Annotated in this window: 9 protein-coding genes; all 9 read right to left on the minus strand. The window is 68.0% G+C overall.

The genetic code is table 11. From position 1 onward, the window contains the following. Positions 1–39 precede the first annotated feature (39 nt). The gene (locus FOC67_RS23870) at positions 40–834 is read right to left on the minus strand and encodes an AraC family transcriptional regulator (protein WP_003111539.1); all 795 of its coding nucleotides are present in this window, start codon (positions 832–834) and stop codon (positions 40–42) included. Positions 835–841: 7 nt separating this feature from the next. Continuing rightward, complete coding sequence (locus tag FOC67_RS23875) at positions 842–1,348, minus strand: chemotaxis protein CheW (RefSeq protein ID WP_003084602.1); 507 nt, start codon at positions 1,346–1,348, stop codon at positions 842–844. Continuing rightward, positions 1,345–2,376, minus strand: a complete 1,032-nt coding sequence (locus FOC67_RS23880; RefSeq protein WP_009315062.1) for a chemotaxis protein CheB — start codon at positions 2,374–2,376, stop codon at positions 1,345–1,347. The genes FOC67_RS23875 and FOC67_RS23880 overlap by 4 nt, the downstream gene beginning before the upstream one ends. After that, positions 2,369–9,799 carry a chemotaxis signal transduction system protein ChpA gene (chpA, locus tag FOC67_RS23885; protein WP_009315061.1) on the minus strand — a complete coding sequence of 2,477 codons (7,431 nt, stop codon included), beginning with the start codon at positions 9,797–9,799 and terminating at the stop codon, positions 2,369–2,371. Before chpA ends, FOC67_RS23880 begins: the two co-directional genes overlap by 8 nt. An 11-nt stretch (positions 9,800–9,810) precedes the next feature. Next, positions 9,811–10,686: a type 4 fimbrial methyltransferase PilK gene (gene pilK / locus FOC67_RS23890; protein WP_003084594.1), complete on the minus strand. Its 876-nt coding sequence runs from the start codon at positions 10,684–10,686 to the stop codon at positions 9,811–9,813. 60 nt (positions 10,687–10,746) lie between these two features. Next, complete coding sequence (pilJ, locus tag FOC67_RS23895; RefSeq protein WP_003084592.1) at positions 10,747–12,795, minus strand: chemotaxis chemoreceptor PilJ; 2,049 nt, start codon at positions 12,793–12,795, stop codon at positions 10,747–10,749. Positions 12,796–12,879: 84 nt separating this feature from the next. Next, on the minus strand, positions 12,880–13,416 hold the full coding sequence (locus FOC67_RS23900; protein ID WP_003084590.1) for a chemotaxis protein CheW: 537 nt from the start codon (positions 13,414–13,416) through the stop codon (positions 12,880–12,882). A 50-nt stretch (positions 13,417–13,466) separates the two neighbouring features. Continuing rightward, on the minus strand, positions 13,467–13,832 hold the full coding sequence (gene pilH / locus FOC67_RS23905; RefSeq protein ID WP_003084587.1) for a twitching motility response regulator PilH: 366 nt from the start codon (positions 13,830–13,832) through the stop codon (positions 13,467–13,469). Positions 13,833–13,878: 46 nt separating this feature from the next. Then, the gene (gene pilG / locus FOC67_RS23910) at positions 13,879–14,286 is read right to left on the minus strand and encodes a twitching motility response regulator PilG (protein ID WP_003084583.1); all 408 of its coding nucleotides are present in this window, start codon (positions 14,284–14,286) and stop codon (positions 13,879–13,881) included. Positions 14,287–14,442: the final 156 nt, after the last annotated feature.

The following is a 14,442-nucleotide window of genomic DNA, read 5'->3' on the forward strand; positions in this document are numbered from 1 at the left end:
CGGCCGGCAGCGAAGCGGACTTGAACCGGATTGCGCAGTTCAGCCGCGCACAGCGCGCTGGTAGCGGCCCGGCGAAATGCCGTAGGCGCTGGTGAAGTAACGGGTCAGGTGGCTCTGGTCGGCGAAGCCCAGGGCGTGGGCCACCTCGCCCACCGCCAGGCCACGGCGCAACAGGCCGAGGGCGCGGCGGGTGCGCAGTTGCATGCTCCACTGGCGCGGGCTGAGCCCGGTGGCCTTCTTGAACGCCCGCAGCAGGTGGTATTTCGACAGGCCCACCTGCTCCGCCATCCCATCCAGGTCCGGCGGCTCGGCCAGGCGCTCGGCGAGCAGCGCCTGCAGGCGGGCGACAGCCGGGCGCCCAGGATCGGCCCTCTGCGGCAGGCGGGTGCCGCTCGCCGCCAGCAGGCGGCCAAGGAACTCCAGCAGGCGCTCCTCGCCCCGTTCGCGGGCGAAGCGGTCGCTGGCCAGCAAGGCTTCGATGCTGGCGGCCAACTCGCGGCCCAGCGCCGGACTGCGCAGCAGCGGGCGGTCGAACTCGACGGAGGAAAGATCCAGGCTGCTCGCCAGTTCGGCGGCAGGCAGATAGAGGCTGGCGAAGCGCCAGGGCTGGCCGTCGCGGACGCCGCCGCCCTGGATCTGCCCCGGGTTGTAGAGGGTCAGGTCGCCGCTGTCGGCCTGGAAGGTACGGCCATCCAGCCAGACATCTTCCAATCCGCAGAGGTTGGCGCTGATGACGAACTCGTCGTGGCTGTGCTTCTCGAAGCGGTGCCCGGCCAGGCTGGCGCTGGCGACCTCGAGGGAGGCGCCGATCCGCGCGTGCTGCAGGCCGGCCATGGACGGCTCAGATCAGGCCGGCGTCGGCGAGCTTCTCTTCGAGCCCGGCCAGGTCCGGAATCCGCGCGGTTTCGCCGCCGATGTCCACCGCCGCCAGTTCCAGCGCCGCCAGCGGCGCGGCGGTGCTCGCGAGATTGGCGTCCAGCCGCACCGAGCGCGGAATGCCCTGCACCAGCAGGGCGAGGAATTTCACATGGGGTCGTCCGCCGAGGGCGTTGATGACCACCACCCGCGCGCTGCTGCCGAGTACCGGCTGCTGTTCGCCGCTGGAGGCCGCCTCGAAGGACAGCAGCGGCAGGCGCAGGTCGCGCCAGGCCACCTGGCCCAGGTACCACTGCGGCACGCCGGCGGCGACCTGCGGGTTGCGATAGGCGATCAGTTCGGCCACGGCGACGTTGGGCAACAGCAGGGTGCGGTCGCTCAGCGGCAGGAGCAGCCCGGTGAGGCTGTCCGGGGTCGGGTTGGCTGGGGTGTTCCGGCTCATGCCATCCTGCTCGATCACGGCCTGGTTCATGTTTCGACTCCTGTCGGCGCGCAGCGTGCGGCCAGATGCTTGACCAATGCCTCGGCCAGTTCGCGGGGGCTGGCATTGAAACTGCTGTAACCGGCTTCGCGCAAGCTGTCCGGCATGCTCGAACAGACGCAACTGTCGGCGCGCTGGGTCCATACCTCGCCACCCTGGCGCCGCACGTAGGCGGCAGCGGCGCTGCCGTCGCTACCCATGCCGCTGAAGACGATCACCCCGCAGTCGGGCCCGAACTGCTGGGCCAGGTTGAGCATCATCTGGTCGATGGACGGGGTGTAGGGTTCCGGCCAGGGACGCTGGCTGCATTTCAGTCGCCCATCGTGGTGGAAACCGAGTTCGTGCAGCACCGGCACCACCATGACCTCGCCGCAACGCAGCGCTTCACCGTCGCGGACGTTCTTCACATGCCACTGGCTGTGCCGGCCGACTGCCTGCGGCAGGTTCTGCTCGAAGCTGGCGTCGATGTGCTGGGCATAGAGGAAGCCGATCGGCAGGCCGCCGGGCAAGGCGTCGAGAAATGCCTTCACCGCCGCCGGGCCGCCGAGCGAGGCCGCCAGCAGCCACACCTCGCAGGCCGCTTCGCCGGCCTGCAGCGGCATCGCCGCGAGGTCGCCGGGAATCTCCAGGCGCGGCGGACGCTCCTCGTCGAGCAATGCGCCGAGGCTGTCGCCAACGCCATCGCTGGGGTCGCCGATCAAGCGCTTCAGCTTGCCGATCAGCCGCCGCTCCCAGCGCGGGTAATGTTCGGTATGCCGCTCCGGCGCGTGGCCCTCGCCGAACAGCACCGGCGCACGGTCCTGCTCCAGCAGGCTGTCCAGCAGCGGCGAGTCGTCCTGCTGGGTCAGGTCCACCAGCCACAGGTCGGGCGCGCACTCCAGCGCGGCGTCGTCGACCCTGGCCGGGTCGGCGTTGAGCACCACCTCGTAGCCATGGCCGAGCAGCGCCTGTTGCAACACGTGGCGCTGCAACGAGGTGTCGGCGATCACCGCGACCCGTGGCGTGGCGCGCTCACTCATGCTGGCCGACCAGGGACTGGATGGCTTCGAGCAGCTCGGTTTCCTGGTAAGGCTTGCCGAGGTACTGGTTGACGCCGATGCCCAGCGCGCGCTCGCGGTGTTTCTCGCCGGTCCGCGAGGTGATCATGATGATCGGCAGGTTGCCCAGGCGCTCGTCGTGGCGCACCAGGGTGGCGACCTCGAAACCGTCCATGCGCGGCATCTCGATGTCCAGCAGGAGGATGTCCGGACGGTGCTCCTGGAGCTGGGCGATGGCGTCCACGCCGTCCTTCGCGGTCAGCACGTTCATGCCGTTGCGCTCCAGCAGGCGGGTGGTGACCTTGCGCACGGTGACCGAGTCGTCCACCACCATGACCAGCGGCGGCCGCTGCTGCTCGCTTTCGCTCGCCGCCATTTCCTGGCGCAGCGCCAGGCGTTCGCGACGGTTTTCCTGGCCGAGCAGCGCGTGCCGGGAGCGGATGGTCGCCAGCAGGTCGAGGATCACCACCACCCGGCCATCGCCGAGCAGGGTCGCCCCGGAAATCCCGGCGACCCCGGCGAACTGCGGACCGAGGCTCTTCACCACGATCTCGCGGGAACCGGCCAGCGAGTCGACCTGCACCGCCACCGCATGCTCCGAGGAGCGCACCAGGATCACCGGCAAGGGCAGCGACTGGCCGACCAGCTTGGGTTCCTGGCCGTTGTTCAGCAGCTCGCCGAGGTACTTCAGTTCGTAGGACTGCCCGGCGTATTCGAAGCTGGGCGTATCCAGCCCCGCCTCGCCGCGCTGGTCGTAGAGCGCCTCCAGTTCGTAGGGCGAAACCCGCACGATGCCCTCGATGGTGTTCAGCGGCACCGCGTAGAGATCCTCGCCGGATAGCACCATCAGCGCCCGGTTCACCGACACGGTGAACGGCAGCCGCACGTTGAAGCGGGTGCCCTGGCCCGGCTCGGTCTGGATGCTCACCGAGCCGCCGAGCTGCTTGACCTCGGAGTTGGCCACGTCGAGGCCGACGCCGCGCCCGGAGATCTGGGTGACCTTTTCGGCGGTGGAGAAGCCGGACTCGAGCACGAACTGCAGCACTTCATGATCGCTGAGGTCGCTGTCGGCGCTCATCAGGCCACGCTCGATGGCCTTGCGCCGTACCGCGTCGAGGCGGATGCCGGCGCCGTCGTCGGAGAGGGTGAGGAGGATGTCGCCGCCCTCGCGGCCGATGTTCAGGCGGATCGTACCGTGCTCCGGCTTGCCCGCCGCGCGGCGTGTCTCGCCGGACTCGATGCCGTGGTCCACGGCGTTGCGCAGCATGTGCTCCAGCGGCGCGACGATGCGTTCGAGAACGGTACGATCCATCTCGCCGTCGGCGTTGCCGACCACGAACTCGACCTGCTTGCCGAGTTCGCCGGCCACCTGCCGGACGATCCGCCGCAAACGCGGTACCAGCCGATCGAACGGCACCATGCGGGTACGCATCAGGCCTTCCTGGAGTTCGGTGTTGACCCGCGCCTGTTGCAGCAGCAGGGTCTCCGCGTCGCGGTTCTTCGCCGCCAGGGTTTCCTTCAGGTCGAGAAGGTCGGAGGCCGATTCGAAGAGTGCGCGCGAGAGCTGCTGCAACTGCGAATAGCGGTCCATTTCCAGCGGGTCGAATTCTTCGTAGCCGGCGCGTTCGGCATCGGCCTGGTGACGCGAGAGGATCTGCGCCTGGGTCTCGGTGTCGAGGCGGCGCAACTGGTCGCGCACCCGCTCGATGGTGGACTCCATCTCGCCGAGGGTGAAGCCGACGTCGCTCACCTGCTGCTCGACCCGGCCGCGGAAGATCGAGGTCTCGCCCGCCAGGTTGACCAGGTTCTCCAGCAGTTCCGCCGGCACCTTCACCAGTTCCTGCGGGGCACGCCGGGAAGCGGCCTCCTGGGCCGCCTCCTGGGCCTTGCGCACGAACGGCAGGGTGGTGGCCGGGGCAGCCGGAGGCGCCGCCTCGGCCGCCATGATCGCGCCGGCCGCCGGGGCCAGGCGGGTCAGCTCGGCCAGCGCGGAGGCCACCGCGCGGTCGGTATCGTCGGCCTGGACCAGCGCCTGGGCGGGCTCGGGCCGTTCACCGGCCTCGTCGTCCTCGGCCAGCCGCTCGCGCAACAGGTCGACCTGCCGCTGCAGGCCTTCCAGCCCCGACTGCGCATCCAGCAGCAGGCTGTCCGGCCACGGCGCGCCCTGTTGCTGCGCATCGGTGAGATGCTGCTCGAGGTCGTGGGCCAGGTTGCCCAGCTCGGTCTGCCCGGCCAGGCGCGCACCGCCCTTGAGGGTGTGCAGGATCCGCAGCAGGTCGTCCAGCGGCTGGGCGTCGCCGTTGCCGCCGTCCCAGCGGCCGAGCGCCAGTTCGAGGTTCTCCAGCAGGTCGTCGGCTTCCTCGAGGAAGATGTCGAGGATCTCGCTCTCGTCGGCCGCCGCGCCCTTCGCCGCCAGCGGCTTGAGGCTGACGCTGGTGGGTACGCTCAGTTGCTCGTCGGGATCGCTGCGCAGGCGCCTGATCTCCGCGATCAGCGCCTGCCCGTCGGGCAGCGTGCGATGGCCACGCACCGCCTCGAGCATCTCGGCCAGCTCGTCGTGGCAGCGCTGCAGCAGGCCGAACAAGGCCGGGCTGGCGCGCAGGCGTCCGCCGCAGAGGCCTTCGTAGAGGAATTCAAGCTCATGGGCGAGGTCGCCGATCTCGCCGATCTCGGCCATCCGCGCACCGCCCTTGAGGGTATGCAGGTCGCGCTGCAAGGCTTCCAGTTCGATGGTGTTGTCGACGTCGTCGATCCAGCGCTGCAACGCGGCGGCAGCGCTGTCGAGGATATCGAAGCCTTCCTCGAGGAAGATCTCCACCAGTTCGGGATCGCGCTCTTCGAACGCCTCCGCAGCGGGCGGCTGCGTCGCGGCAGGCACGGCGGGCTCCTCGACGGCCGGTGCAACGAGTTCCTCGACGGGGCTTTCCGCCTCGCCCGGTGTCGCGGTCTCGGCCAGCGGGCCCTGGCGGAACCGGCGGATCGCCTGGATAAGGTCGTGCGGGTCGGCCAGGGGCTGGCCGGCGCTCAACTGGTCGAGCTGTTCGGCCAGGCGGTCGTGACAGGCTTGCAGCAATCCGGCCAGTTGCGGGGAGTGCTGGTAACGGCGGTCGACCAGTCCTTCATAGAGGGCCTCCAGCTCGTGGGCCAGGTCGCCGATCTCGGCGATCTCGGCCATCCGTGCGCCGCCCTTGAGGGTGTGCAGGTCGCGCTGCAGGGCGCTGAGCGAAGACAGCGCGCCCGGCTCGGCCTGCCATTGGGCCAGTGCCTGGCCGGCGCTTTCGAGGATGTCCACCGCCTCTTCGAGGAAGATCGACACCATTTCCTCGTCCAGCTCGCGGCCGGGAGCCGGTGCAGGCGCTGCCGGTACGGTCTCCTCGGCAGGCGTCCCGGCCTCTTCGAAGACCGCCTCGGGGAGGGCCAGCTCTTCGTCTTCCGGGGGGAAATCGTCGGCGCCGAGGCTCTCCGGGTCGATGAACGGAACGGCCTCGGCGGCGGGCGCTTCCAACAGTTCCTGCAGGGCCGCGACCCGCTCCGGACGCGGCGTGACCTGCAGGCCGGCTGCGACCTGGTCCATCATCCCGATCAGCGCCTCATGGGCCTGGCGGGCTTCCTCGAAGAACGCCGGGCTGACCGCCAGGCGGCCTTCCTCGACGGCATCGTAGAGCGCCAGCAAGGCCTGGCAGAGTTCTTCCACCTGCGGCAGCTCGGCATGCCGGGCGCCCTGGTCCAGAGCGCTGAGTTCCTCGCGCAGCGCGCTCAGCTCCTGGCGCTCCTGCGGATGCTCGTGCCAGCGCTCGAGCAAGTCCTCGGCGTCCAGCAGGATGTCCATGCCTTCGACGAGGAACGCCTCGATCAGCAACGGATCGCGGCGCTCGCCGGCATCGCTGTAGCGCTCGGCCTCGAGCGAGGCGATGCGCTCCTGGTGCAGTGCCTCGATACGCTCCAGCAGCGCATCGCTGCCGGGGATCGGGTTCAACGGCCGGTGCGCACCGACCTGTTCCAGGCCGATGCGGAACAGTTGCTCGGCGTCGTGCAGCAACTCGGCTTCGCGCAGGTCGAAGGCGAGCAGGTTGGACTTGTATTCCTTGACCAGTTTTTCCAGCGGCGTGGCGATCTCCGCGATCGGCAGGATGCCGGCCATGTGCGCGCTACCCTTGAGGGTATGCAGGGCACGCTGCAAGGCATCGGTGACCGGCTGCGGCAGTTCGCGGGCGCAGTCGGCGAGGAAGCCGACCAGGGCCTCGAGATGGGTCTCCGCCTCGTTGGTGAAGATCTCCAGCAGTTGCGGATCGAGCAGTTCGACGTCGCTCTGCGCCTCGGCAGCGGCCTGCGGCGCGTCGGCCAATGGCGGCGCCTGGACTCCGTTCTCCAGGCTCGACGGCTGCTCCGCCCCGGCTTCCGGCGGTACTCCGCCGTCGTCCGGCGCCGGCGGTTCCGGCAGCGGCTCGCCCTTGGCCAGGGCATGCGCGGTGGCCGCCAGCAGGTCGACATCGTCGCGCTGGCGCTGGGCATTGGCGGCGAACTCCTCGACCAGCTCAGGCAACAGGGCCACGACCTGGTCCACCACTCGCTGAACCGGCTCGCTGGCGGCGATGCTGCGATCGAGCACGCGGTTGAACAGGTTCTCTATCGACCAGGCCAGTTCGCCGATCACCAGGGCACGGACCATCCGTCCGCTGCCCTTGAGGGTATGGAAGGCACGGCGTACCTCGGTCAGCGCGTCGCGGTCGTCGTGGTCGGCTTTCCAGGCCGGCAGGTAGCGGCCGATGGTCTCCAGGACCTCGCCGGCCTCCTCGATGAAGACCTCGCGCAGTTCCTCGTCCACCGGTTCCTCGTCGGCCGGAGGCGGCAGCAGGCTGACCGGAACGTTCTGCGCCGGCGGGTTGATCGGCTGCACCGGCGCAGCCATCACCTCGGCCAGAGACAGGGCCGGCGCTGCGCTGGCGAGCGCCTCGGCGGCAGGCGGCGCCTCGGCCTCGGGCAATTGCACCTCGGGGAGATTGAGGTCGGAAAGATCCAGTTCCTCCAGGCTCGAGCCCTCCCAGGCGGACACCTCGCCCTCCGCCTCCGGCAAGGCTACATCCAGCGGCAGCGGATCGAGCGCATCGAGAACCAGCTCCTGTTCAGCGGAGCCGTCGAAAGGCTCCAGCGCCGGCAACGGCTCGAGGCTTTCCAGCGGCGCGTCGAAGGACAGTGCCGGCTCCTCCAGGCTCAGATCCAACGTCTCGCCGGCCTGCGCCGGCTGCGCCAGGTCATCGCCGAGCCCCCACTGCTCCGGCAGCGACCAGTCCGCCAGGGCCGCCGGCCCGGAGGCCGGGGCCGCATCGGCGGGCAGGTCGAGGCCGGAGAGATCGATCTCGTCGAGGCTGAAATCGTCCAGGCTGCGGGCAGGCGCCGGGGTCGACTGCGGCTGGCCGCTCTCCTCGACCACCTCCGGCAACGCCGGCGGCACTTCGGCGGAATCGTCCAGCGGCAGGTCCAGGGCCAGGTCGAGGGACGGCTCGCCGGCGTCGGGCACGACTTCGCCAAGGGTCCAGTTGTCGTCGCTGGCCAGCAGCGGGGCATCTTCCCTCGCCGCCTCGGCAGAAGCCGTGTCGGCGGGCGGTTGCTCCGCTGTCTCGGCGACCTCGACGACCGCCTCCGGCCTCTCCGGCTCGGCAGCAGGGGACTCGATGGCAGCGGGCCCGGACAGGCCGGGCTCGGCCGGGGCCGACGAATTCGGTTTCAGCGTATAGCCGAGGTTCGCCAGGCTGTCCTCGGCGACGTCGAGGATCAGGTCGCTCTGGCTGGCATGGTCCTCGCTCAGGCGCTCCAGGTAATACTCGACGCTGGTGATGGCATCGGCCAGGGTATCCAGGCTCTGCCAGTCCGGCACCGCCTTGCGCGCCAGCAGCTGTTCCTGGATATAGCGGTTGCAGGTTTCCAGCAGGGTCGCGGCGCGCTCCAGCGGGATCATCGCCAGGCCGCCGCGGACCTGGGTCAGCAGCTCCGGCACGCGGGCCAGGTGCTCGTGGTTCCACTGCGAGGCGATGAACTCGATGATCGCGTCCTTGGCCTGCTCCAGACCGTTGCGCGCTTCCTTGATCACCAACTGGTGGATTTGCGCCACATCGGTGGTGGGCAGGCGGCTTTCCTCGCTGTTGCGCTCGTCGCCGGGACCGGCCATGCCGGCCAGGGTGGCCTCGACGTAGAGCAACGCGCCGGCGACGTCCATCAGGATCGCGTCGCTCGGCTCGCGGCGGCCCTGGGCCAGGGCGTGGATGACGTCCAACTGGTCGAGGATGACCTTGCGCGGTTGGCCGAAGCCGAGTACCGCCAGGGTATCGGCGATCTGCTTGAGCGGCGCCAGGAGGGCGTCCAGTTCCGAGGGGTGGCCACGGTCGCTGCGCACGAACAGGTCGAGGCTGTCCTTGATCCGCACCAGTTCCTCGCACAACGCACCGACCACCGAACGCATCGCGTCGCGGTCGGGTCCGGCGAGGCGGGCGCGCTCGGCATCCACCGTCTCGTGGTCGGGCAGCGCCTCGTCGAGGCGGTACTGTTCCTTCAGTGCGCGGATTCGCGGCGACTGCGAAGGCGCCTTGGCCACGTAGAACAGCAGGTTCTTCACCAGCTCGTCCGGCGCGGCCTGGTTCAGGCCGTCGGCGCCCTGCTCGACCAGGCGCTTGAGTTCGCGGTCGAGCTGGCGCAGCAGGGTGCGCACCGAGGCGCTGTTGACCACGCTACCGTTGGCCAGGCCCTCGACCAGGCCGGAAGCGATGCTCCACAGCGGCCCCAGCGGTGCCTCGCGGCACAGGCCCTCCAGGCGCGCATAGACACGCGCCAGGTAGCCGAGGCTGGTGGCCACGTCCTGGTTGCGCAGCAGGCCGACCAGGGCCATCTGCTGGGTCTGGCGCAGCTTGCGCAGCAAGCCGCCGAGTTCGTCGGTGCGCAGTTGCGCGATGGCCTCGCCGTCCAGTTGCGGCTGGCGCTGCGACAGGTCGGGCGCGAACAGGCTGGTTTCCGAGAGCAGCTTCTCGCCGCGCGCGGCGCGCAGGTCGTTGAGCAGCGGCAGGACCACCATCGGCAGGTCGCGCCGGGCGGTCTGGATCCGGTCGAGGTAGACCGGCAGTTGCAGGATCGCCTGCATCAGCACTTCCAGGGCCTCGCTCTGGTTCGGCACGCGACCGTCCAGCAAGGCCTGGACCAACTGCTCCATTTCCTCGGCGAGCAGGGCCGCGCCGTAGAACTCGACCATCTGCAGGGTGCCCTGCACCTGGTGCACGTAGGTCAGGCAGAACCGCATGCGGGTCGGGTCCTGCGGGTTCTCGACGAACGCTTCCAGCGCCTGGCGCGCCTGTTTCAGGGTTTCGGCGATCTCGCCTTTCACCCATTCCAGAGCGACGTAGTCGTGCCGGTCACCCATAGCCACTCCATTCATGTGCCTGAGTACCCCTTACGGGTAAAGGCCAGGACCCGCTCGTCGGCGACCGGCTCGAGCTCCGGATGGCTCCAGTCGACCACTTCGCCGACCCCGATCACCAGCAAGCCTCCCGGCGCCAGCCGTTCGGCCAACCGGTTGAGGATCTCGCGCCGTCGCCAGCGACGGAAGTAGATCAGCAGGTTCTGACAAAAAATCACGTCCATGCCGGACCAGGGCGCCTTCGCCAGGTCCAGCACATTCAGCCGGGCGCAGCAGACGCGCTCGGTCAGTATCGTTTTCACGCTGAAGCTGCCGTCGGCCTGGCGTTCGCAATAGCGTTCGACCAGTCCGGCCTCCAGTTGCTCCAGCTTGCGGGCCGGATAGTTCGCCTGCCGCGCCCGCTGCAGGGCGTGAAGGCTGATATCCGTCCCGGTGACGCCGAAAAAATCTTCCCGTTCCTGCCCGCGCAACGCCTGCGCGGCGCACATCGCCAGCGAGTAGGGTTCCTCGCCGCTGGAGCAGCCGACGCTCCACAGGGCCCAGGGCCGCGGCATGCCTTCGCGGCGCAGGCGCTCGCCCAGGTAGCGCTCGAGCAGCTCGAAAGACGGGGGATGACGGAAAAAACGGGTTTCCTGGACGGTCAGGCGGTCCAGCAGGGTCGCCCACTCCACTGCGCCACGCGGACCGTCGGTCACCTGGCGGTAGTAGCTGTGGTAGTCGCCGATGCCCAGTTCACGCATGCGCGCGGTCAGGCTGGCCTGCAGGAACGTCCGGCGCTGCTCGTTGAGCACCACGCCGGTGCGGTTCTCCAACAGGACCTGCCAGTCGCGGAACTCCGCTGCCGACATATCGGCCAGCGGCTGCAGTGACCAGACGCCGTTCGCCTGCATGCCGTGCCCCTCGTCCAAGGTGTCGACGCGGCGCCCGCCAGGCGGCCGCCGCGCCTATGCTCAGGCCTGCTCCACGCCCTCCGGCAGTTTGAAGCCGGATACCGAGTTGCGCATCTCGCTCGCCATCTTCGCCAGGTTGCCGATGCTCCGCGCGGTGGCGGTGGTACCGGCGGAGGTCTGCGAGGTGATCTCCTGAATGACGTTCATGGTGTTGGAAATGTGGCCGGCCGACGATGCCTGCTGACGGGCGGCGTTGGAGATGTTCTGGATCAGTGCCGCGAGGGTCTTGGATACCTTCTCGATCTCCTCCAGGGCCACACCGGCGTCCTGGGCCAGGCGCGCGCCGCGGACCACCTCGGAGGTGGTCTGCTCCATCGAGATCACCGCTTCGTTGGTGTCGGTCTGGATGGTCTTCACCAGCGCCTCGATCTGCTTGGTCGCCGCCGAGGAACGTTCCGCCAGTCGCTGTACCTCGTCCGCTACCACGGCGAAGCCGCGGCCCGCGTCCCCAGCCATCGACGCCTGGATCGCGGCGTTCAGGGCGAGGATGTTGGTCTGGTCGGCGATGTCGTTGATCAGGCTGACGATGTCGCCGATCTCCTGGGACGACTCGCCGAGGCGCTTGATTCGCTTCGAGGTGTCCTGGATCTGCTCGCGGATGTTGTCCATGCCGGTGATGGTGTTGTGCACCACCTCGTTGCCCTTGTTGGCGATGGCTACCGAACGTTCCGCTACCGCCGAGGATTCCGAGGCGTTCGCCGATACCTGGTCGATCGACACCGCCATTTCGTTGATCGCCGCCGAGGCGCCGGCGATTTCCTGCGCCTGGTGCTCGGAGGCTTCGGCCAGGTGCATCGCGGTGGACTGGGTTTCCTGGGCCGCTGCGGCCACCTGCACGGCGGTCTGGTTGATGGTCTCCACCAGTTCGCGGAGCTGGTCGATGGAGTAGTTGATCGAGTCGGCGATGGCGCCGGTGAAGTCCTCGGTCACGGTCGCGGCCACGGTCAGGTCGCCGTCCGCGAGGTCGGCGATCTCGTCGAGCAGACGCAGGATCGCGGCCTGGTTGCGGTCGTTCTTCTCGGCGGTCTCGGCCAGCCGGCGGTTGGTCTCGCGCACCATCACCAGGCCGATCAGGATGATCGAGGCCAGGGCCAGGGCGCCGAGGACGTAACCGGCGAACAGGTTGATGCTACGCCCGCCGGCCAGGTTCTCGAAGCCGTCGGCCAGTTGCGAGGCCTTGTCCAGCAGGGTCTGCGAAACGCTGAAGATGTTGTTCGCCGCTTCCCGGACCTGGAACAGGTCGGGCGAGGTCTCGAGGATCTCGTCCACCGAGCCGGAGACGAACTCGAAGAGTTCGGCGATCTCGTTCAGGCGATCCACCGCCTCGGCGTTGGTCACCTTGGAGATGCTCATCGCCGCGTTGCCTTCCTGCATGCCCTTCAGTACGCGGCCGAACAGGCTGGCGTCGCGGCCGAAGCTGTCGGCGGCCTGCACCGAGTTCTCGTCGCCGGCCAGCACCTTGTTCACCGAGCCGAGGATACGTTCGGCGAGCAGCGACTGGCGCTGGGCGACCGCGACCTGGTCGGCCGGGGCACCGTTCTCCAGCAGGATGTCGACCACCTCTTCGTATTCCACCTGCAGCTGCGGGATGGTTTCGGCGAGGGTCGAGGCCACCTGGTGCAGGGACAGTACGGTCTGTTCGCTGGCGAGGATGGAGTCGGCGTTCTTGCGCAGGCCGTCCCAGTCCTGCTGCACCACGTCCATCTGCGGCTTCACCGCTTCGGGGCTGGGCGGCAGGGATGTACTCTCGTCGCCGTTGACCAGGATGTTCCAGCGTTTCTCGAAGTCGTTGCGCGCATCCTTCAGGAGCTTGAACGCCTCGCCCTTGCCCGCCGCCGCTTCGGTGGCGTTCTTCGCGATCCGCTGCGACAGGACGCGCAGTTCGCCGGCATGGCCGATGTACTGCTTGTCATGGTTCGACTGGGTGTTGAGGTAGGCAAAGTTGGCGAACAGCAACACGATCGAGACGATGAGGACGATGAACAGCCCCGCGATCACCGAGCTGCTGCGCATGCCCGCGAAAAGATTGCCTGCGTTGATTTTCTTCATATTTGGCCCCCGCCCGGACCGACCACGATTACGATTTCCATGTCACGACACGGGCCGGCAGACCGGCCCAACCGGTGAAGCTGTTTATACGGCGACGTCGAGGAAGCCCTGGTGTTGCGCCAGCGCATGCGGGCTGAACACCAGCCACGGCTGCTCTCGATGGAAGACGCCATGAATGAAGGGTTGCAGTGCCGCTTCTAGTGGCGGCAGCTGTTCGCTGAAGGTGTCCACCGGGAAGTGCTGCATGCCGAACACCTCATCGACGATGAGGCCGGCGAACACGTCCAGGTGCTCCACCACCAGCACCCGCCGCTGCTTGCGCAAGGGCGACAGTTCGGTGCCGAGGAAACCGCAGAGGTCCATGATCGGCAGCAGGCGGCCACGTACGTTGGCCACCCCCTTGACCCAGGTCTTCACGCCCGGCAGCTGGGTGTAGCGCGGTTCGTGCAGGACTTCGCCGACCTCCCCCATGGGGGCGACGAAGAACCGCCCGCCCATGCGGAAGCCGATCCCGCTCCAGCTCTGCACCGCCTCCTGCTGGGCCGGCAGGCCGGCGGCCAGGCGTCGGCAGCGCTGATCGATGTCGACGAGGAGCTGGAAGGGGGTCTGAACGTCCGACATGCGGGGCCTGGTCTTTCCGGGGTCAGGGTGAGCGATGCGCTGCGACGGGCTCAGCCCGCCAGCACCGCATTGATGGTTTTCAGCAGGGTCTCTTCGTCCACCGGCTTGGTCAGGTAGTCGCGAGCGCCCTGGCGCTTGCCCCAGACCTTGTCGGTCTCCTGGTCCTTGGTGGTGACGATGATCACCGGGATGGCGCTGGTCTCGGCGTCCTTGGTCAACTGACGGGTCGCCTGGAAGCCGTTGAGGCCGGGCATGACGATGTCCATCAGGACCACGTCGGGCTTTTCCTGGCGGGCCAGGGCGACGCCGTCGCCGCCGTTCTCGGCCTTGAGTACCTGGTGACCATGCTTTTCCAGCATGGCGGTCAGCTTGTACATCTCGGTCGGAGAGTCATCAACAATCAAAATACGAGCCATGGGATCCCCATCACGAAATAAGCATCAACGGCCATGCGGCCGGATATCAGGAAACGGCGTCCACCGGGGTGAAGCTGGGTACGTGTGCCTTGATCGCGCCCAGCAGCTCTTCCTTGCTGAACGGCTTGGTGAGGTACTGGTCGGAGCCGACGATGCGCCCCTTGGCCTTGTCGAACAGGCCGTCCTTGGAGGACAGCATGATCACCGGGGTGGACTTGAACGCGCTGTTGTTCTTGATCAGGGCGCAGGTCTGATAGCCATCCAGGCGCGGCATCATGATGTCGACGAAAATGATGTTCGGATGGGTATCGGCGATCTTCGCCAGGGCATCGAAGCCGTCGATTGCCGTGATCACGTCGCAACCGACCTTTTTCAGCAGTGTTTCGGCGGTGCGACGAATCGTTTTCGAATCGTCGATCACCATCACTTTCAAACCGTCGGATTGCTGTTCCATGTTCGCCCTATATCGACTCGGTGAATCATTCTTCTGTGTTTTCTTCAGTGCGCTAACGCCCTGTCACCGACGGGCTGCGACCCAATCGCGGGCCTTTTTAGCACACTCGACGCAACTCTATCCATAATGCCCGGAACAGGCCGGCTTTTTCCTTGA

It is taken from the genome of Pseudomonas sp. FDAARGOS_761 (assembly GCF_013343155.1).
In the GTDB taxonomy this organism is placed as follows: domain Bacteria; phylum Pseudomonadota; class Gammaproteobacteria; order Pseudomonadales; family Pseudomonadaceae; genus Pseudomonas; species Pseudomonas aeruginosa.

What these genes read in the sequence shown, in the direction of transcription:
- FOC67_RS23870 (WP_003111539.1), bottom strand. Translation starts at nt 834, where the DNA reads ATGGCCGGCCTGCAGCACGCGCGGATCGGCGCCTCCCTCGAGGTCGCC.
- FOC67_RS23875 (WP_003084602.1), bottom strand. Translation starts at nt 1,348, where the DNA reads ATGAACCAGGCCGTGATCGAGCAGGATGGCATGAGCCGGAACACCCCA.
- FOC67_RS23880 (WP_009315062.1), bottom strand. Translation starts at nt 2,376, where the DNA reads ATGAGTGAGCGCGCCACGCCACGGGTCGCGGTGATCGCCGACACCTCG.
- chpA (WP_009315061.1), bottom strand. Translation starts at nt 9,799, where the DNA reads ATGGGTGACCGGCACGACTACGTCGCTCTGGAATGGGTGAAAGGCGAG.
- pilK (WP_003084594.1), bottom strand. Translation starts at nt 10,686, where the DNA reads ATGCAGGCGAACGGCGTCTGGTCACTGCAGCCGCTGGCCGATATGTCG.
- pilJ (WP_003084592.1), bottom strand. Translation starts at nt 12,795, where the DNA reads ATGAAGAAAATCAACGCAGGCAATCTTTTCGCGGGCATGCGCAGCAGC.
- FOC67_RS23900 (WP_003084590.1), bottom strand. Translation starts at nt 13,416, where the DNA reads ATGTCGGACGTTCAGACCCCCTTCCAGCTCCTCGTCGACATCGATCAG.
- pilH (WP_003084587.1), bottom strand. Translation starts at nt 13,832, where the DNA reads ATGGCTCGTATTTTGATTGTTGATGACTCTCCGACCGAGATGTACAAG.
- pilG (WP_003084583.1), bottom strand. Translation starts at nt 14,286, where the DNA reads ATGGAACAGCAATCCGACGGTTTGAAAGTGATGGTGATCGACGATTCG.